The sequence below is a fragment of the Bacillus sp. S2(2024) genome (assembly GCF_050474045.1).
Classification (GTDB): Bacteria; Bacillota; Bacilli; order Bacillales; family Bacillaceae_G; genus Bacillus_A; species Bacillus_A yunxiaonensis.
In genome coordinates this window covers 259239-280166 of sequence record NZ_JBFLUS010000003.1, presented here as the reverse complement: position 1 = coordinate 280166, position 20928 = coordinate 259239, and the positions used below count along the sequence as shown (strand labels likewise).

Annotated in this window: 20 protein-coding genes and 1 pseudogene; 4 read left to right on the top strand and 17 right to left on the bottom strand. The window is 35.3% G+C overall.

From position 1 onward, the window contains the following. Positions 1-146: 146 nt before the first annotated feature. Positions 147-1703, top strand: coding sequence for a DNA-binding protein (locus AB1284_RS01525; protein ID WP_429752200.1), 1557 nt, complete (start codon positions 147-149; stop codon positions 1701-1703). Positions 1704-1890: 187 nt separating this feature from the next. Continuing rightward, positions 1891-3276 (top strand): peptide MFS transporter, encoded by a 1386-nt coding sequence (locus AB1284_RS01520; RefSeq protein WP_429752201.1) that lies wholly within the window; start codon positions 1891-1893, stop codon positions 3274-3276. A gap of 180 nt (positions 3277-3456) precedes the next feature. Here AB1284_RS01520 and AB1284_RS01515 read toward each other — a convergent pair whose 3' ends face one another. The 4 genes from AB1284_RS01515 to AB1284_RS01500 form a co-directional block, all read right to left on the bottom strand. Then, a complete protein-coding gene (locus AB1284_RS01515; RefSeq protein ID WP_429752202.1) occupies positions 3457-4092 on the bottom strand; it encodes a class A sortase in 636 nt (211 codons plus the stop codon). Between the two features lie 104 nt (positions 4093-4196). Beyond that, complete coding sequence (locus AB1284_RS01510) at positions 4197-4670, bottom strand: DUF2178 domain-containing protein (protein WP_429752203.1); 474 nt, start codon at positions 4668-4670, stop codon at positions 4197-4199. Further along, positions 4663-4881, bottom strand: coding sequence for a helix-turn-helix transcriptional regulator (locus tag AB1284_RS01505; RefSeq protein ID WP_429752205.1), 219 nt, complete (start codon positions 4879-4881; stop codon positions 4663-4665). The genes AB1284_RS01510 and AB1284_RS01505 overlap by 8 nt, the downstream gene beginning before the upstream one ends. Before the next feature lie 109 nt (positions 4882-4990). Next, positions 4991-6190, bottom strand: a complete 1200-nt coding sequence (locus AB1284_RS01500) for a 3D domain-containing protein (RefSeq protein WP_429752207.1) — start codon at positions 6188-6190, stop codon at positions 4991-4993. A 965-nt stretch (positions 6191-7155) separates the two neighbouring features. Between AB1284_RS01500 and AB1284_RS01495 the strand changes: the two are divergent. Continuing rightward, positions 7156-7677, top strand: a pseudogene (locus AB1284_RS01495) (methyl-accepting chemotaxis protein); the annotation flags it as partial. Between the two features lie 58 nt (positions 7678-7735). On the opposite strand, the gene AB1284_RS01490 reads toward AB1284_RS01495, so the two are convergent. After that, on the bottom strand, positions 7736-7936 hold the full coding sequence (locus AB1284_RS01490; RefSeq protein WP_429752209.1) for a hypothetical protein: 201 nt from the start codon (positions 7934-7936) through the stop codon (positions 7736-7738). Between the two features lie 218 nt (positions 7937-8154). Further along, positions 8155-9003, bottom strand: coding sequence for a phospholipase C (locus AB1284_RS01485; RefSeq protein ID WP_429752211.1), 849 nt, complete (start codon positions 9001-9003; stop codon positions 8155-8157). Positions 9004-9397: 394 nt separating this feature from the next. Between AB1284_RS01485 and AB1284_RS01480 the strand changes: the two genes are divergently transcribed. Then, positions 9398-10552 (top strand): MFS transporter, encoded by a 1155-nt coding sequence (locus tag AB1284_RS01480; protein WP_429752212.1) that lies wholly within the window; start codon positions 9398-9400, stop codon positions 10550-10552. A gap of 593 nt (positions 10553-11145) precedes the next feature. Here the strand turns inward: AB1284_RS01480 and fsa are convergent. From fsa to AB1284_RS01425, 11 genes are all read right to left on the bottom strand, one after another. Next, positions 11146-11793, bottom strand: a complete 648-nt coding sequence (gene fsa / locus AB1284_RS01475) for a fructose-6-phosphate aldolase (RefSeq protein ID WP_429752214.1) — start codon at positions 11791-11793, stop codon at positions 11146-11148. A gap of 213 nt (positions 11794-12006) precedes the next feature. Beyond that, positions 12007-12267: a hypothetical protein gene (locus AB1284_RS01470; protein ID WP_429752216.1), complete on the bottom strand. Its 261-nt coding sequence runs from the start codon at positions 12265-12267 to the stop codon at positions 12007-12009. Positions 12268-12426: 159 nt separating this feature from the next. Beyond that, entirely contained in the window at positions 12427-13326 is a 900-nt protein-coding gene (gene rbsK, locus AB1284_RS01465) for a ribokinase (protein WP_429752218.1), read from the bottom strand. A gap of 13 nt (positions 13327-13339) precedes the next feature. Continuing rightward, positions 13340-14311, bottom strand: a complete 972-nt coding sequence (locus AB1284_RS01460) for a LacI family DNA-binding transcriptional regulator (protein WP_429752220.1) — start codon at positions 14309-14311, stop codon at positions 13340-13342. Between the two features lie 148 nt (positions 14312-14459). Further along, positions 14460-16100: an MDR family MFS transporter gene (locus AB1284_RS01455; RefSeq protein ID WP_429752222.1), complete on the bottom strand. Its 1641-nt coding sequence runs from the start codon at positions 16098-16100 to the stop codon at positions 14460-14462. A gap of 19 nt (positions 16101-16119) precedes the next feature. Next, complete coding sequence (locus tag AB1284_RS01450; RefSeq protein ID WP_429752224.1) at positions 16120-16578, bottom strand: MarR family winged helix-turn-helix transcriptional regulator; 459 nt, start codon at positions 16576-16578, stop codon at positions 16120-16122. Between the two features lie 229 nt (positions 16579-16807). Next, a complete protein-coding gene (locus tag AB1284_RS01445) occupies positions 16808-17185 on the bottom strand; it encodes an OsmC family protein (protein WP_429752226.1) in 378 nt (125 codons plus the stop codon). Further along, positions 17160-18587, bottom strand: coding sequence for an amino acid permease (locus AB1284_RS01440; protein WP_429752228.1), 1428 nt, complete (start codon positions 18585-18587; stop codon positions 17160-17162). The genes AB1284_RS01445 and AB1284_RS01440 overlap by 26 nt, the downstream gene beginning before the upstream one ends. Positions 18588-18722: 135 nt before the next feature. Further along, positions 18723-19367, bottom strand: a complete 645-nt coding sequence (locus AB1284_RS01435; protein WP_429752229.1) for an amino acid ABC transporter permease — start codon at positions 19365-19367, stop codon at positions 18723-18725. Then, positions 19368-20024, bottom strand: a complete 657-nt coding sequence (locus tag AB1284_RS01430; RefSeq protein ID WP_429752231.1) for an amino acid ABC transporter permease — start codon at positions 20022-20024, stop codon at positions 19368-19370. A gap of 73 nt (positions 20025-20097) precedes the next feature. Then, a complete protein-coding gene (locus AB1284_RS01425) occupies positions 20098-20928 on the bottom strand; it encodes a glutamate ABC transporter substrate-binding protein (protein WP_429752233.1) in 831 nt (276 codons plus the stop codon).

The window sequence follows — 20928 nt, the reverse complement described above, 5'->3', positions numbered from 1 at the left end:
ATAAAATTCACCCTTAATTTACGAAATTTTTATAATTTTCATCTTTTTTCTTCTTTTAAAATTAGCTAGAGTAATAGAAGGAAACTTCTATCAGTTGGTTCCTACTAATCAAAGCAACTCATTTTATTATCTCTAGGAGGATTGTTATGACGAAAAACAAATGGATGAGATTCGCATTAGCAACAGGAATTACTTTAAGTATGGCCACCCTATTTAGTGCACCAACTTTTGCTGAAAGTGCTATGGATCCAGCTCCAGAGATTCCTGCAAAAATCGTTAATGAAAATGCTGGAAAAAAAGTATTATTTGATAATACGCATGGTCAAACGGCAGGAACAGCCGATTGGGTTATTGATGGAGGATTTTCTGATTTTGGAAACGGTATTGCAAACAAAGGTTTTTTTGTAAAAGAACTTCGTAAATCATCATCTATTACATATGATGATTTAAAAAATTACAATGTGTTTATTATTCCTGAAGCAAACATTCCCTATAAAAAGTCCGAACAAGATGCCATGCTACAATATGTAAAAAATGGCGGTAGTATCTTTTTTATTGCCGATCATTATAATGCTGACCGTAATAAAAACCGCTGGGATTCCTCAGAGGTTTTCAACGGATATCGCCGCGGAGCCTGGGATAATCCGGAAAAAGGGATGTCTATAGAAGAAGCATCTTCACAAGCTATGCAAGGTGTAGAAAGCTCTGACTGGCTTGCAAACAACTTTGGCGTACGCTTTCGATATAATGCAATTGGTGACGTTTCTACAAATAAAATGGAGACGCCAGATCAATCATTCGGAATTACTACAGGTGTTTCATCCATTGCCATGCACGCTGGGTCCACACTTGCAATTGTAAACCCTAATTTAGCAAAAGGAATCGTCTACTTACCAGAAGGTTTACCAAAGTGGAACAATGCCGTTGATAGTGGTGTGTATAATGGCGGCGGCATCGCTGAAGGCCCTTATGTCGCTATTGCAAAGGTTGGATTAGGAAAAGCTGCTTTTATCGGTGACTCTTCACCAGTTGAAGATGCAACCCCAAAATATGTTCGTGAAGATACTGGTCTGTCAAAAACAACATACGATGGGTACAAAGAAGAAAATGACGCTACTTTATTAACTAATATTGTAAATTGGCTTTCTTCACAAGAAACATATACAAGTTTAGACCAAGTAGCCGGATTACAGCTAGACAAACCAACAACATTACAAGCATTTGAAGAACCAAGTGCATCAACTGAGCCGCAGCCAGAACCTTGGAGCGCTCCTAATGCAGGATACAAATGGTTTAATACAAGTACATTTAAGCCGGGTTCATACGGCTATAATGGAAGTATTTCAACGAGTGACTATAGCTTTATCCATCCTAGTATCCTTCCAAACAGCGGTATATTTCAGGTTAAAGTACAAGTGAATCATTTATTACCAAGCGCTACCTATAATAACTATTCTTTAGGTATTTATACAAGTGGCGGTACGCAAGTCGCAAAAATTCAAAACGAAAATGGCACTTGGCCTTCTTTCTATGGTTATAGCAATTCCTTTTCTCTTACTACTAATAACCTAGGTTCTGCTGAAAAAATATTTAATGTACAAATTGCACCTAATACAGTAGGTCAAGCTACTTTACGCCTTCGTCAAAATACAACTGCAAAAATTAGTGAAACTGTTGTAATTGGAGCACCTGCCCTTCAATAAAAGCAGCCCCCTTTTCTTATGAAAAGGGGGTCTCTTTATACATAAACACTTTTTCTTAGTTTTTATTTTTCACTTTTAATTTCTTCCAAAAAATCAGCCTTTATTGACTTTTAATAGTTAATAAAGTAAACTATTAAATATTAAAAACTATTAACTTTGTTTTTGTTTATGCAAGGAGGAACTACACATGGAAACTGCGATGCATATTGATGAAAAACAGCAGCAAAAAAAGAAACATCCTCCGGGTTTATACTTACTCTTCTTCACAGAAATGTGGGAAAGATTTAGTTATTACGGATTACGAGGATTATTAACATTATATTTAACAACAGCCTTAATAAATGGTGGCCTTGGTTTTAGTAAAAGCTGGGCATTGACTATTTACGGTTTTTATACAGGTGCTTGTTATTTCACCCCAATGATTGGTGGATTCTTAACAGATCGTTATCTTGGCAAACGATTAGCTATTACAATCGGTGGTATAACAATTGCACTTGGTAACCTTACGTTATTTGCACTGCAAAGTCACTTAGGGCTATATCTTGGATTAGCGCTTATTATTATCGGGAACGGTTTCTTTAAACCGAATATTTCTACTCTTGTCGGAGAGTTATATACAGAAAATGATTCGCGCCGTGATGGTGCCTTTACGATTTTCTATATGGGAATTAATGTAGGTTCATTCCTTGCTCCACTCGTTTGCGGATATTTATCAGAAGATTTGTTTAAAACTGCTGCAGATGGTGTTATTCATTATGGGTTCCGATATGGATTTTTAGCTGCTTCCATCGGGATGATTGTCGGGCAAATTTTATTTACAACGTTATCCAATCGTTTCCTTGGCGACATTGGTAAAAAACCGACAGCAGCCTTACAAACAGGAACAGGCAGTAAAACGGCTGGAAATACACCATTAACAAAAAAAGAAAAACAGCATACAGCCGTTATTATCATTATAACGTGTTTCGTTGTCTTCTTCTGGGCTGGATTTGAACAGGCTGGTAGTTCTCTAACATTGTATACAAATAGTTTTGTAGATCGCACTATATTCGGTTGGGAAATTCCAACATCTTGGTTCCAGTCTGTAAACCCGCTATTTATTATTTTATTAGCACCAGTTGTTTCAGCACTTTGGACAAAGCTTGCTTCTACAAAACGCGGTGATTTGAAAATCCCAACAAAAATGGGTCTCGGTATGATTTTACTTGGAATTGGTTATATGGTTCTTCTTGTCGCTACATTAAAAACAGGAAGTAATGAACAAGACATTACAGAAAAAGCAAATCTGCTCTTTATTGTCTTTACTTACTTATTCCATACATTAGGTGAATTGTTCTTATCCCCAGTTGGACTATCAATGGTAAGTGCACTCGCCCCTATCAAACTCGCATCTTTATTAATGGGTGTTTGGTTCGCAAGTACAGGTGTTGCAAATATTTTAGGTGGGCAGTTAGCAAACTTTACAACTTCATTAGGTTATTCAGAAGTATTTGCTGTTATTGGAGCTGTCGCTATTTTCTTAGGATGTATATTGCTATTGCTTTCAAAAAAATTAGTAAAAATGATGGACTAAAGTGAAACTTCCATCAGTGGGGGTCCTCTTCATCCTCACTGATGGAAAGCTCTCACCAATCGGGCTTTTACGGGCAGTCCCCCCTACCTGGCTTTTTCGCTTCTCTCGATCTTGAGATGGGGGGTTACTGCCCGCGAATAGCGGGATAAAAAAGATGAGGGGACAACCCCTCATCTTTTTTTAACTATTTACTTTCTTCACATGCATTAAGTCTCCAGACACTACATATCGCTTTGAATTATCAAGCACAGATGCACACGTAATAAGCGTCACTTCATCTTTTCCGTGATCTTCAACAACTTCCCACTTATCCGGCGTTACTTCTGTCACGTGTTGTACCTCATACTCATATTCATTTTCGTTATCATATAAATATACTTTATCGTTCTTTTTTAATTTCGAAATATCGCTAAATAATACACCTTTTTTTGACATATTATGTCCTGCTAATGCGTAATTCCCTTTTCCCATCTCTTGTTTCTCTTTCACCGTTGCTGCACCTGATAATAAATTTTTCTCTGTCGAAGAATTTAGAATTGGCAACTCTAATCCAATGGTTGGAATAGCCATGCGCCCGATAACTTGCTTCTTATCTAATGAAGCATTTGCCACATCCGCTAAACCCGGTTGTTTTATTTTAGAAGCATCAACAAATTTTGTTTCTTGCTTTTCATACTTCATTCTCTTAATATTCTGTAGGTTTTCTCCTTGCATTTTTTCAGCTTTATAACCGTCATAAAAAGGTTTTGCAATTAAAATACCACCTACGACAAATAATAAAAGTGCTAATATACTATAAATCCTTTTTTTATTCATACCCCAATTCCTTTCCTTCACAAAGTTCCTCTTATATAAAATGATAAAGTAAGAATGCTAGATATACAAGCAACATACGTAAGATACGGGAAAGGGCAAATCTTTTACACAACCTTATTACGATATAAAGAAATATGAAATACTGTTATTTGAATTAATAAAATGACAAATAATACATATAGCGGATATTCTGGAATCTTTCGATTGAATAGTGGATAAACAGTTAACGAGACAGCCGCGAAAGGTATAATAAACCATAATGAAAGAAGTGTAGTGCGACACGCTTTTGCAGTCAATATTTCTTCTCTCTCATCTTCACTTGGAAATAACAACGGAAATGTCCAAAATGATAATTTCTTATATTTCTTTTTTTGTACCTTGTAACCAATGAATACCCCTACCGCTACAATCAGCATCAATGCAATTGGCGTTATATTCATCGTAACAGTCCACGTTTGCTCTTCAGTACGGATGATGTTTGCAAGATCCATAATGATATGAAAATACTCAACAAATGCCCAACCTGTTATAACAAGAATAAATATATTTATTACATAAGAAATACCTATTCTATTCATTTTCTTCTTCCTCCTTTTGTAATACAAATACTTCTTCCATCTGTAAACTAAACACATCACAAATCATGAGCGCTAATAATAATGATGGTACATAATCCCCTTTTTCAATAGCAGCGATGGTTTGCCTCGTTACACCTACTTTTTCAGCCAATACGCTTTGTGTGAAATTAAAACGGGCTCGTAACTCCTTTACCCGATTACAAATGGACAATTTTACCACCCCTTACCATTATTGTATGCTAAACTTTACAAAATGTAAACTAAACTTAACATTTGATATTAAAAAAACCTACTTTGCTTATTACAAAGTAGGTTTTACTTTAATCTAAAATTACAATACGAACTTGTTTTCTGCCCCAAGCGTTAGAAGATGCTTTATCTGGCATGAATACATCAATTTTAGGCCCTTTAATTGCTGAGCCAGTATCTCCAGCAATTGCTGTACCATATCCCTCGACATATACGCGAGATCCTAATGGAATAACATCTGGATCAACAGCAATTAATTTCATACCTGGGTTTCCAGTTAAGTCATGTCCCATTTTGGAGTATACATGCTCTCCTGGTTGTTTTCCGTTTTCTGAAGGATCAGCAGTATAAGCTGTTGCCTCTACATACATCTCACGTCCACCTTGAGCAGGAGAACCATTTGATGTAGCCCCTGATCCTGATGCTGTTCCTCTCGCCTTTGCTTCATCCGCTGCAGATGCTTTTTCTGCAGCAGCTGCTTTTTCACGCTCTGCCGCAGCAGCTGCTGCAGCCGCTTGCTCACGGGCAATTGCATCTTGTACACTCTTCATATTTGCTTCAAGCTGTGCTTTTTCTTGCGCAGCAAGCGTCAGTTGGCTTGAAATTTCATTATATTTTGTTTGCACAGCCTGCAAGTTTTCTTGGCGTTTCTTTAAATTCTCTTGTAACTCATTCTGTGCCTTTGCTAATTTTTGTTTATCTACTTCTAAAGATTTTTCTTTTTCATCAATTACTTTTTTATCAGCTTCGATTTGACGAAGATCTTGTTCTTGTAAACGAAGAATCTCTTTATCTGCATCCATAATTGTAGAAACTGCACTCATACGTTCTAAAAGATCTGCAATATTTTTTGAGTCTACAATTACCTCTACTACTAAACTTACATTTGAACTATTTTGAACAGAGACCATGCGCTTTTTCATAATATCTTTACGCATATATACTTTCTTTTCTAAAGCAATAATCTCTGTCTTTTTTTGTTCAATTTGTTTATTTGTTTCATCAATTTTATGCTGAATTTGGTCTTGCTCTGTTTTATTTTTAGAAATTGTATCATTTAAATCTTTTAATTCTTTTTGAATACCTTCAATTTCTTTTACTACAGCTTGTTGTTCTTGCTCTTTTTGCTGAATAGTATTGTTATTTTGCTGCAATTGCTGCTGCATGTTGTTTAATTTATCGTCGTTTGACTCAGCTTTTACAGCAACTGTACTAGAAAAACAAATGAATCCAGCTAATACAACGCTACTGATACGCTTAAAATAGTTCATAATCCGACTCCCTTCTTCTACAGTTATACATGATTTGTTTTACAGTTTGTTTACAAAATCATTAAATACAGTTTATTTTTCATGACGAAAAATAACGAATACTGAAAAAATTGTAATAAATACCTTTTATATTTTTTAAATTTTATATGTATATATTTAAAAATAATGCTACAATTTCAATATAAGGTGAAACTTTCATCAGTGGGTTTGTTCGTCATCCCTAATGATAGAAAGTCCTCACCAATCGGGCTCTTACGGGCCGTTGTTATCTCTCACCTAACTTCTGTAGAAAAGCGGAAGCGGCTCGCCCAGAATCGCAGGACGCCCGCGCCCAAGGCAGAGAGGCGCTTTTTGCCTCGTCCGAGGGGGCGAAACGACCGAGATTCTAGCCGCTAGAGCTGGAAAACGTTTTTCTCATAATCTTGGGGTGGGAGTCTTACTGCCTACAAGTAGCAAGATAAAATGAAACTTCTATAAGCAAACTCTTACTATCTAGTAACAAAAGAAATAGAAAATCATAGAAGCTTGGGGAGAATATTATGTTTACAAAGACAAAATCACTAGAAAAAGAAATTACTCAATTACAAAATCAAGTACAAGAGTTAGAACAACAATTACATCAAAAAGAAAAAGAACATCAAAATGTTATCACTTCATTACATGAAAATGTATTAACAGTTGTAAGTGAACATGAAGAAATCAATCGGCAACATCATACATTACAAAATTTAATTCAACAATTAAGCGATTGCTTTAACAACGTTACAACGCGTACGAATCATTCCAACACGATCAATAGTGATATGCTGCAAAAAGAACAAGGCCTTATTCAAGCTATTGAAGAAATCGTAACATGTTCCAATGAAGGAAAGGATTCTGTTCACGGATTACTGACTGTTATTAACAAATTAGGTGAGCAATCACAACGTACATCTAATAGTATGAATCATTTAAGTGAGCGCTCAAAGGAAATTGAACAAATCGTAGAGGTAATTCAAAATATTGCTGCACAAACAAATCTCCTTGCTTTAAATGCGAGTATTGAAGCTGCTCGTGCTGGCGAACATGGAAAAGGATTTGCAGTCGTTGCCAATGAAGTTCGAAAACTTGCAGAAAGCACTGCAGAAAGTACAAAGAACATCGGAGATTTAACAAAGAAAATTCAAGAAGAAATTGAAAAAGCATATGAAAATACAAAAGATAACCTTCATCTCGTTGATGAAGGTGTTGAAGTAAGTGCGGATACAAATGCAAAAATTGAAAAAATATTAACGATGGTTCAAACATTACAAACAGGTGCTACAAGTGTCATTGAATCAATTGAGCAACAAAAGCATTGCAACGAAGACATATTACGTGAATTTACAAAAACACAGCATATGTTCCAAAAATTAAATGACATGATGGTAAAACATATAAATGATACTCAAAAAGTTGATACAAAATTATCTACAAGTCTAGGAGAAATAGCTGTAACGAAAAACTAATAATATAGAACCTAATAAAAAGAGCACTGAAGCAATATAGCTTCAGTGCTCTTCATAATTAATATACTTTCTTTTCTTGGCAATATAAACGAATGACATGTTCATTTTTATGAAATACATCATGTGTTAGACGGATAATAATAAAATTACGTTTTTCTTTTTCCTCGTGAAAAAAAATTTGTTCCCCTTCCTTAAACTGCCACATGCTATCAAACATTGTTATATGACCCCCATTTACCAAAGACAGCTCATATTTCATAGTTTGTCATCTCTCCCTCCGCCAGAATCTATCACCAAAATCAGTTTAACACCATATTTTAATTATAGGCTATTTGAAGTTGAATTTAAAATTATTTATTTTACTAATTATTAATTAAACAATTATAAGGCATCTCCCTGTAGCTAGAACTGTTTCTAAGTTCATATAAAAATAGACCCAATACTTAAAGAGTAAGTATTGGGTCTTTTAATATGCCATTAGCGATTTACATACGTATCAAACCATAAATGAATATAACCAGCTGTAACGCGCTGTGCTTCGATTAAACGCTTTCCTGTCGCCGGTGTCACTTCCACCCGCCATTTATCTGCATATTCTTGAGATACAGCTGCTTTTACAAACCAATCTTTTGTCGTATCGTTCACAATACCAGGGTAATCTTGTTTAGCTGCTACCGCTGCTCCTTGAATCCAATCTTCTGGGTTTGTCCCTTTCCAATTCCAATATCCATTACTATCTGAAACTATATAGTTATTTTTTATTGTATCAACAAAATTTTCGTATTTAGAATGGAAACCCATTGGATAAGAAAGATTCGTAAAGTTTACTGCATGCATCGGCTGGTTTACATCTCCTAAATAATGAAGAGATAACCCTAGATAGAAGAATGCCTGTTTCATATCTTTATTTTGATATGCCTCTCCAGCAAGTTTAAAGTATTTTGCACCTGTTTCTTTTGCCTGTTTTGCAAGGGGAATATATGATTTTCCAGTATCCGGATCATAAAAGTGAGAAGCGTATGTACTATTATCATAATAAGGATTCTCGTAATCAGCAGAATAAATACCATTTTCTAAGTCAGTACGCCACTCATTTAATAAAGTAGTTTCATTCGGCTTCACAATCGCTGTATTACGAGACATGATATTAATTGCACGATTTACAATCCACAAATGAGTGCTAACTCCCTCATTATGCTTATCCTCAGCTGACCACCTTAAAATCGGTTTAGGACCTTCACTATTATTTGTTTGCGCAAATGCTACACTTTGAACTGGTGCAGCTAATGCAACCATAGCTGCTAGTGCTAATACTTTCTTTTTCATACAAAATCCTCCCATTTTATATTTATATATGAAGTAGAACCTCTGATGTTATTTAGTAAATCTATTATAAGGATATACTATCTTTTGATGATTTCCTATCATTAAAACAAGATATGCAAATGTTCATATCTAAATGAATTAATATATAATTAGAATGTTACACTTCAAACTATAATGGAAAAATATTAATCTTATATAAGATAATCGATAAAATAATGTAAATATTACAAAAACTAATCCGTTATGATTTTCCTGAATTTTCGTAAAGATCTATAAAACACTCTACATTTCACTAACCTTTAACAAAGTATACAAATTTCCACACATAACAATTTAATTTCATTGCAGAGAAAAATAGCATTATGCCATAATAGCAAAGGAGAGGTGAAAAAGGTTGAAATACTTTATTTATTTTATTGTTATCATTGCATTTTTAGATACATTTTCACAATTACCAATTATGAGTACATACGCACAAAGCCTGGGAGGAACACCTCTAATTATTGGCCTTGTCGTTGGAATGTACTCATTTGCAAATATGATCGGCAATATCATCGCAGGTGCGTCTGTTGATAAATATGGAGCCAAAAAAGTTCTTTCTATTAGCATGGCAATTACGAGTCTCATAGTCTTATTGTATACGGTTGTCCAAAACGGCGAACAACTTATTATCGTTCGTTTTCTACACGGATTTAGTGACGGCTTCTTAATACCAGCTGCCTTTACTTTCTTATCAAAACAAACAAAAGCAACAAAACAAGGAAAAGCAATGGCTTTATCTGGTGCAGCTGTTGGAACAGCAGCTATCGTCGGTCCTGCTTTCAGTGGGATTATGAAAGCAACCGCGGGCATACATTGGGTCTTTATTACAATTTCTATCTTAATGATACTTGGTACAATTGTCTCGCTCTTCTTGTTGCCAAATCATATAACAAAAACAAATACATTACGGACACAAATGATGAACAAAGAAGATATGCTTGGATTATTAAAATCTGAACCGTTATTACAAGCATACATCGGTGCCTTTACGTTAATGTTCTCGCAAGGAATTGTCACCTATATGTTACCTATGAAAATAGAAGCTTTAGGACTTAAAGCATCCTTAACAGGAATGATGCTTAGTGTCTTTGGAATCACCGCAATTCTTTTCTTCTTACTGCCAACAAACCGTATATACGATTACTTTAACCGTCAAAAAATGATGGTCATTGGTATTACAGTTATGGCATTTGCATTATCCTTACTTGGTATATTTACAACAAAAGGCATGCTCTTTATTGTTATGATCATTTACGGAATTGGATTTGCAATTCTCTTTCCTTCTATTAATGCCTTACTTGTTGAAAATACAACAGAAGATAATCGCGGAAAGGCATTCGGATTATTCTATGCGTTCTTCTCACTCGGTGTCGTTGGCGGATCATTTACAGTTGGAGCAATTGGCGCATCACCAAGCGTAAGTTTTGTAATTGGAACAGCTTTCTTGCTTACATTCGCTTCGATGATTTATGTAAGAGGAAGATTCAAAAAAACAATGATGGGATAGACCCCATCATTGTTTTTTTATTTTAAAAAGAATGTCCATACAATCCATCGTAAAACGGAAGCACTGACAAAAGACCGTGTAAAAATACCAACTATCTTTCGACAATTCCCCCGGAAATATTTTTTCTATCTACACAACTCGATAAATTAGTAATACATTCACTCAAAAACATAATCTTCTATCATCCAGAAGCACACTCCCATATGTAGAAATAATAAAGTCATTTAATTTTTCTCTTAAAAACACAAAGGAGATACTATTTAAAACCTGGTATCTCCTTTTAAAATTCTTTAAAAATATTCATTTCGGGAAAATTGTACGTTTACACATAATACAGCTACCTTTAGAATTCGTTTCTGCTATACTTAATTAGGTATGGAAAAAAATGAGAGGTGGAGATAAAATGACGCAACTTACCATTTTTGTCATATGTTTTGCATGCTTAATTTTAACCTACATACCTTTTAAAAATAAAAATACAAAGTAAGAATTCATTTATGAAGTAAACGTAAAGTAACTCCAAAATATACAATAAATGTAGCTTTATAAAAAAAGAGCGATTCAACTCGAAAGTTGAACCGCCTCATAAAAAATTATTTCCCTTGTGTTTTTTCCCAATCTGCTAAAAACTTTTCAATTCCTTGATCTGTTAATGGATGTTTCACTAATGAAGCAATAACATTTGCTGGAATTGTTGCAATGTGCGCACCATTTAATGCTGCGTCTGTTACGTGTACAGAGTGGCGAACAGATGCTGCAATAATTTCTGTTTTAATGTCATGAATGGCAAAGATATCAGCAATTTGACGAATTAAGTCCATACCGTTATGACCAATATCATCTAGGCGACCTAAAAATGGTGATACATATGTTGCACCAGAACGTGCAGCCATTAATGCTTGTACAGCTGAGAACACTAATGTTACATTTGTACGAATGCCTAAATCAGCAAATGCTTTTACAGCTTTTAAACCTTCTGTTGTCATCGGTACTTTTACAACAACGTTAGGTGCAATTTTTGCTAACTCTTTTCCTTCTTCAATCATTTTATCTGCTTCTAAGCTAATAACTTCTGCACTTACAGGTCCTTCTACAACGCTGCAAATTTCACGAATGCGCTCATGAAAATCTACGCCTTCTTTTGCAACAAGAGATGGATTCGTTGTTACACCTGCTAATACGCCAAGAGCATTTGCCTCTTTAATTTCATCAATGTTTGCTGTATCAATAAAAAATTTCATGTTTTTCTTCCTTTCTAAATTCAAGTATATGTTTATTTTTGCTTAATAAGGCCTAATTCAACCAAAATAATTTTTTTACTTTTTTTCTTCGCTTTTTTCTTTTTCCACACTTACCGCTGACGCAACTACTTTGGAATCTGTAAAGATGATACCGGTTACATATACGCTTTTTTGAATGACATTTTCTGCATCATTTTGTACATCAACTACTATTTATGTAACGCCACACCTCTGCTTCTTCATGCCAACCAATACGTTGTTTTTCTTTAAAATCAAGTATTGTATAGCAACAGCAGTTATCTCCGTTATATCACATACAGAAATATTAAAGCAATAATTAAGATCAGTGATCAGACGTCTGTCCATAAAAACGAGTGTAAAGCCCCTAAAAACATCATTGTTGATAAAAGTTGCTGCTTCCCCTTTCTCAATGATGACACCGTTTATAATTCCCATTATAAGAACGGCAAGCAATCCCACTCCTATTGCAAAGAATGAATTCATACCAACAATAAGTGTATGTAGTAATGCTAAAATAGAACCTACTAATAAGTCAATACCTCTAAGTTAAAATTACGCTAAAAGTCATAATTTTAAATGTATTTGACAGTTCAATACACGCTAATTAAAACTTCACCATCCTACAATCATCTGCACTTCTCGTACTTTATCTCGTGATGGCATTCCACCTTGAGCTCCTAATTTTGTTACAGAAAGCCCTGCTGCAATGTTTGCAAAATGAATTGCTTTTTTCAGTTCTTCTCCTTCTGCAATCGCAACTGCTAATGCACCGTTAAATGTATCTCCAGCTCCTGTCGTATCGACGACTTCTACAGAAATACTTGGTATATGAACAATCTCTTTTCCATTATGGAATCGAACACCGTTTTTACCTTCTGTCATTAACAGTTTATTTGGATATTTTGCAAGCAACGATTCAATTGGTGACGTGAAATCATCTAAAACAATTCGGCATTCATGTTCATTTGGCGTAATGTACGTTGCCTTTTGCAGGACTTCCTCTGGCAGTACTTGTGCTGGAGCTGGATTTAAAATTACTGGAATTTGATGTTCTTCACAAATTTTTAGTACATACTTTACTGTTTCGAGTGGAATCTCTAGCTGCAAAACAACCATATCCGCTTTCGTAAGAAGATCTTTTGCATGATTTACAAGTTGCTCACTCACAAGACGATTTGCACCTTGTACAACAATGATACTATTATCTTCTTCAGCCAATACAATATGGGCAATTCCTGTTGTTTCAAGTGTAATCGTTTCCACAAAATCAATAAAAATGCGTTCATTCTCTAAATTTTTTCGAACAAACTTTCCGTAATTATCATTTCCAATCGCTCCAACCATCGCAACATTCGCGCCTAAACGCGCTGCAGCTACAGCTTGGTTTGCACCCTTTCCACCTGGAACAGTATGAAATGCTTCTCCAATTACTGTTTCACCAGCTTTGGGGCGCTTTTTTGAAATGGCAACTAAATCCACGGAAATACTGCCGATTACCGCAATATTCGCCAATCTTTTTCTCCCCTTACTTCGTTGTATTTCGCTCTATAATTGTAATTGCTAAACGATGATGCTCTTCCTTTAATTGACGTCCTTCTATTTTCTCAATTAATAACTGCGTTGCTATTTTACCCATCTCATAAATAGGCTGTGCAACTGTTGTGATAGCTGGATACATCATTTCAGCTAAAGAAATTCCATCAAATCCGATAATTTGTAATTCATCTGGAATAGATATTCCCTGTTGCAATGCAGCTTTTACTGCACCTAATGCAATCAAATCATTTCCTGCTACAATACCATCAATATACGGATGCTTCTCAAGTAGTTTAGAAGCAACATATTCGCTTTTCATAGGATGAAATTCACTTTCTGCAATAACGTAAGAAACATTTTGTTTCGTGACAACATCGATAAACCCTTGAAAACGCTCGTTTGCAGTACTAAGATTTCGAGGTCCACGAATATGTGCAATCGCTTGACATCCTTTTGCTAATAGAAGCTCTGTCGCTTGTTTACTTCCAGCATAGTTATCGGCATATACTGTTGGAATACGTTCATGAAACATGCGGTCAATTGCTATAACCGGCACTTGTAAATTCATGTAATTACTACTGTTTTGCGGAATTGTTGCGACAATAAAGCCATCGACATTATTTTGTATAAGCACATCAATGTATTGTTTTTCTTTTTCTAAACTTTCATCAGAATTACATAGCACAACCGTATAACCTTGTTTATGAGCTACGTCTTCTACTGCCCGAGCTATCTCTGGAAAGAATGGATTTACGATGTTTGGGACAACTAATCCAATTAGACGAGAACTTTTATTATATAGAGAACGTGCCACCGTACTTGGCCTATAATCTAATAACTCAATTGCTCGCTTTACTTTTTTGAGCGTATCTTCATGCACATAGCCATTCTGATTTAATACTCTAGAAACAGTAGCAACGGATACCTCTGCTAATTTGGCGACGTCTTTTATTGTACTCATTCTTTTCCATCTCCATCCTATGTAACCGTTTACACAAATAATATAACGTATTCAGTAAAATCCGTCAATTGTTTATAAGTAAAAAGACGCGATTAAATATATGTAAAAATACAAAGAGCATCGCCATTATAGGCGATGCTCTTCCCTATTATGAATAAGATACACTTGCATCTTTCTCTTCTGTTTCATTCTTTTGCTCTTCTGTTTCATTCTTTTGCTCTTCTGTTCCCTTTTTACGACCAGAAAGCTTAATTTTCGTCAAGAAAAGTGTAAATACGGCACCAACTATAATGAACACTAATCCAGTCATAAATACATGTTGAAGAGAATCTAATAATGATGTCTTCAATACAGGTACAATGCTGTTTGCAATTGCTTCTGGCATTTGCTTCAATGTTTCCGGACTAAATAACATTGAGTACAGCCCTTGTGGATTTGTATGAATCATATCTTTAAACTTCGTCACCATTTCTCCTGCTTGTGGCGGGAATGTATTCAGTACAGGTACTAACTTCTCTGTTAATACTGTACCAGATGTGTTATTCATAATGGAACCTAAAATCGTAATTCCAAATGTACCACCGATTTGACGGAAGAATTGACTTGATGAAGTTACAACTCCAAGATCTTTTTTCGGGAAGCTTTCTTGTAACGCTAATGTTAAAGTTGGCATTACAAGACCCATTCCTAAACCAATAACCATCATATATGACGATGCGACAAGTTTACTTGTATGCATATCCATTGTCGTTAAAAGCCCGAATCCACCAGCCATAATCAGCATACCAGTAATAATTTGCGGCTTTACTCCAACTTTTAACACAAGCTGCCCACCAATAATACTTGTGATAATCATCGTGATCATCATTGGCGTCATAATCGTTCCAGATTGAGCAGCACTTACACCGACAATACCTTGCATAAAGAATGGAACAAACGTAATTGCTCCAAACATTCCAACACTCATAAAGAAACCAATTGCATTTAATAATGTAAATGTACGATTTTTAAAGAAATGGATAGGTAAAATCGGCTCTTTCGCTTTTTTCTCAACAATGACAAAGCTTACCAGACCAATAGCTGCAAGCGCAAATAATCCAATGATTTGCCAAGAACCCCAAGCGTAGTCTTTTCCGCCAAATGTTAATGCTAATAATAAGCTCACAACACCGAGAATCATAGTGAAAATACCCGCGATGTCAATTTGAATTGGACCAGTCTGTTTCTTACCTTTTAAGCCCATTGCAATAAAGATTGTCGCTAAAATCCCAACTGGTAAGTTAATGTAGAACACCCATCTCCAGTTCATTGAATCAACAATCCAACCGCCAATTTGTGGACCAACGACAGAAGCAAGACCATAAAGTGCTCCAAAAATCCCTTGCCATTTCGCACGTTCTTTCCCTGTAAACATATCCCCAATGATAATCATAGCCATCGGCATCATAATACCGCCGCCTAGCCCTTGAATACCACGGAAAATAATTAATTCTGTCATGCCATTTGCCATACCACAAAGTGCAGAACCAACCATGAAGATGATTAATCCTGTCATATATACATTACGGCGACCTAACAAGTCTGCTAATTTACCAGCAATCGGTACAACCGTTGTTGATGTTAACAAATATGCTGTTGTTAACCATGTCATTAAACTTAATCCGCCAAGTTCACCGACAATACGCGGCATTGCTGTACCGACAATTGTTCCGTCTAATGCAGCAAATAACATCGCGATAACTAAACCAATTAACAACAATGTTCTATTTTGATTTGCTTGTTGTTCCATGTAATCTCCTCGATTCTCTTTATTTTCTCTCTTTCTTCTCTGATGTTTGGCAAATAATTGCTTCTAGTTTTTCAAACAAACGAAGTAAATCTTCTCTCTCTTGTACTTCTAATTGTGAAAAATATTTTGCAATATGTTGATTCCTAGCAGTCATTGCCTCTTCTAATACATCTTTCCCCTTCGCAGTTAACTCAATTACGACAACGCGGCGATCATTTTTATCATGATAACGTAAAACCAATTCTTGATCGACTAACCGATCAATCATCACTGTGATTGCACTTGGTTTCACATACATTATTTTTGCTAATTCTGTCGCTCTTGCTGTGCCGTGATGACTTAAAATTTTTAAAATATAAAATTGCGGTGGTGTTAGTCCAGATGATTGCAATTGCTCTAATAACTCCGTTTGCATTTTCTTTGTAATAGAAAATGTAAGAGCTTGAATTTTATCAATATGAGTTATATCATTTTGCATTTGTTCCACCTCTTATTTAAACAATAAAATATTTAATGACTTTAAATATTTAACACTTTCAAATATTAACCCCTATAACTAATAATGTCAATCATTTCATTTCAAAAAAATGTTTGCAACTTTTTGGTAAAGTTAATAGAAAAGATTACGAAGTTTAGAATGCTTTTACTAAAACAAAAAACTACCATTACTATGTATACAAACCATAGCAATGGTAGTCTTCTCTCTTTTATAAAATCAATTCAATTGTTTCAGTAATTTTAATACTATCCTTCACAGATTGAACAATTGTACAATTCTTCACAGCAAGCTCTAACGCCTTTTCTAACTGCTCTTGCGTGATTCCTTCCGCCTTTATTGTATAGTGTAAATGGATGCTCTCCACTGGTTTTGGCAAAACTTCACTTCTTACAATTTCAGTTGCAATTGTAAACTCATTATACGTAATACGTTTTTTTTCTAAAATCGTTCGAAGCACAATTGCACTGCATCCTGCAATCGAAGCAATAAGAAGATTTAATGGCGTATACCCATTTTCTTTTCCGATTTGCAATTCACCATACGGAAGATCAGTTGTTATTTCATTGTGCTTGACTGTCAGTTTCATATGCATTCCCCATCTCTGCTTGCACCTTTTGCTTTCGCTTTTTACTTATATAATAATATACGTAGCAAAAAATGATAAATGGGATGCCGCAATATAGTGCCATACGCTGTTCTGGGATAAAAGCTAAACTAATAACAACAACGCTATTTAAAATAAGCGCGGCAATTGGAACAATTGGATATAATGGTGTCTTATATTTTAAATCTTCCAGCTTACCACCATTCTTTAAATGTTGTTGTCTAAATCGAATTTGTGAAAATGCGATAACAACCCAACTCGCTACCGCTGATAAACCTGCAACAGATAGTAAATACATGTATACTGTACTCTCCGCGAATACACTTGTTAATAATGATAGTGCTGCAACAGCTACCGTTATAACTAATGCCGTAACAGGTATACCTCTTTTATTCAACTTCTTAAAGGAAGTTGGTGCCATACCTTCATTTGCTAATGACCATAAAATACGTGTTGCTGCATATAAACCAGAGTTTGCTACAGATAATAAAGCAGTAATAATAACAAAGTTCATAATATCCGCTGCATAAGGAATACCGATTTTATCAAATACAACAACAAACGGGCTTTCAATAACTCCTGCTTCTTTCCAATCAATCAGTCCTACTAAAATCGTCATTGTTAAAACGAAGAATAACATAATACGCCATACTGTATTACGAATTGCACGTGGAATAGTTTTTTCTGGTTCCTTACTTTCACCTGCTGCAATTCCAATTAACTCTGTTCCTTGGAAAGAGAAGTTTACAGTAATCATTGTCAATAATACCGCTCCAATTCCGTGTGGAAATAATCCGCCATCTTGTACAAAGTTAGAAAATAGCGGTGCTGCTGCTTTTCCATCGTATGGTAAAAATCCAAGCAATACGCTTCCACCAAGAAGTATAAATGCAATAATAGTAACTACTTTAATACTTGAAAACCAAAACTCTAATTCTGCATAGCTTTTTGCTGATACTGCATTTGAAATGAATAAAAGACTACCGAACACAAGGCACCATACCCAAACATTAACATCCGGAAACCATCTTTTCATCATTAAACCAATTGACGTTAACTCTAAACCAACCGTTACAGCCCAGCCAAGCCAATACAACCAGCCAATCATAAATCCTGTTCCAGGTCCGATAAATTTCGTCGCGTACTTTTGAAACGATCCAGAAACAGGCATTGCAACTGTTAGTTCACCAAGACAAAGCATCGTTAAATACATAATAAAACCGCCGACTAAATAAGAAAGAATTGCTCCCCCTGGTCCTGCTTCATGAATTGTATATCCTGATCCGAGAAAGAAACCTGTTCCGATTACTCCTCCGAGTGCAATCATAAATAAGTGTCTACTTTTCATTGTACGATGTAATTGCTCATTCGTTGTCTGACTCATCTTCTTCCTCCCCTAAACGCTCTTTGTATTTTAAAATTTCTGATAATATAAAATATACAATAAAGCGTTTACAATTTCTATATAAAATTAAAACTTTTCTAAAAAAATAACTCTTGCATAAAAAAAATGCAAGAGTTATCTGCTTTCTAAACGTCTTGAAAAAATCGACAAGCTATAATTTACAATGAAATACATACATGCAACGAGAAGAAACATTGGAATCATATAGTTTACATTTTGACCATTAATAATTTGAGCATTATGCATTAATTCTGGCAATGAAATTACGACCGCCAACGATGTATCTTTTAAAAGGGATATAAATTGACTGACTAGCGGCGGCACCATACGCCGCAGTGCTTGCGGTAAAATAATATGCTGAAGCGTCTGTACATACGATAGTCCAGAGGCACGCGCTGCTTCAATTTGTCCCTTCTCAATTGATAATAAACCACTGCGAATAATTTCTGATATCATCGCTGCTTCAAATATCGTCAAAGCCACAATGGCCGCTGTTGTAATCTCTAATTTCAATCCAGCTTCTGGAAGCGCAAAATATGTAAAGAAAATAATTAATAACAACGGTAAATTACGAATGATTTCAACAATACAGGCAAGTATTGCTGATACAACAGGCATTTTCGTATATCGTAACGTACCAATTACACTACCAATTACAAAACTAAGAAAGATTGCTATAAGAGCAATTTCTAACGTAACAAGTAATCCTTTTAGTAAAAAGATAATATGATCCCCTGTATAAGCACCTCGAAAATCCATTTACACAGCTCCCTTCGCCAAGCGTTTCTCTAAGTATCGAACACCCACGCTAAGCGGAACAGTTAAAAGTAAATAAAACATACCAACAAATATATATACATCAAATGTGACAAATGTTCTTGTAGAGATTAAATCACCTTGGTACATTAAATCCGCCCCAGCGATAATACCTAGTATAGAAGAGTTTTTCACTAAATTTAGAAATTGATTGCCTAGCGGCGGAATCACAATTTTTATCGCTTGCGGCAAAATGATATGATACATCGCTTGCACATACGTTAAGCCAGAAGAACGCGCTGCTTCCATCTGCCCTTTCGGAACTGATAAAATTCCCGCCCGAATTGCCTCTGTAATAAAAGCCGCTGTATATATAGTAAGTGCAGTTGTACCAGCAACAAAGCCACTTAATGTAATGCCAATTACCGGAAAAGCAAAATAAAAAGCAAATGCAATTAAAACTAAAGGGATATTCCGAATAAACTCTACATATGCTGCACCAAGCCAATTTAGAATCCGAATTGGTGCAATTCGCATCACTGCGATTATGATACCAACAATAAAACTACCAATTAACGCAGTAAGACTAGACATCACCGTATATTTGAATCCCTCTAAATACAAATCTAGATTATTTGAGAGAATAGAAAAATCGGGCACAAACTCTCCCCTCTTTCTTCATAACAAGAGGATGATTATTTCTCATCCTCTTGTTATCCTATATTTTGTAGTTTTATTCAGGCTTTTTCCCAATCCACTTTTCATACAATTTATCGTATTCTCCACTTACTTGCATCTCTTTTAGCAACTCATTAATTACTTTCGTAAGCTCTGTTTCGCCTTTTCTCACCGCAATGCCATACGGTTCGTCCGTGAATTTTTTTCCAACTACTTCATAGTTTGCATCTTGCTTTTCCATACCATATAAAATGGCATTATCTGTTGTTAAAACATCACCTTGTCCTGCCTTCAATGCCGTAAATGCTTCGCTGTAATTTTCAAATTCAAGTACAGTCGCTTCCGGTGCTTTGGCACGAATATTGTTCGTAGAAGTAGAGCCTTTTACAGCCAACACTTTTACCCCTTTTTTCACATCAGCTATATCCTTAATTCCACTTCCTTTTTTTACAAGTAAAGATTGCCCAGCTTTAAAATACACATCTGAGAAATTAACTTCTTTTTTACGTTCCTCGGTTATCGTCATTGTCGCAATAATTAAGTCAATATCACCGTTTTTCAGCATTGGAATGCGCGTTTTAGAAGTAACTTCTTTTAATTCTAATTTATTCTCATCGCCTAAAATTTTTTTCGCAAGTGCTTTTGCAATATCAATATCAAATCCTTCTACCTTTCCCGTTGCCGGATTCTTTAATCCAAATAGATTCGTATCATACTTCACACCGACAACTAATTTTCCACGTTTCTTAATTTGATCAATAACGGTTTCTTTCTCATTTTTTACAGCTTCTTTCGTTTCCTCTTTCTTATTTCCACACCCAGCTAAAATCAGTATAAATAAACACGCACAAACAATAAGCGTGAACCACTTTTTCATTTTAATCAT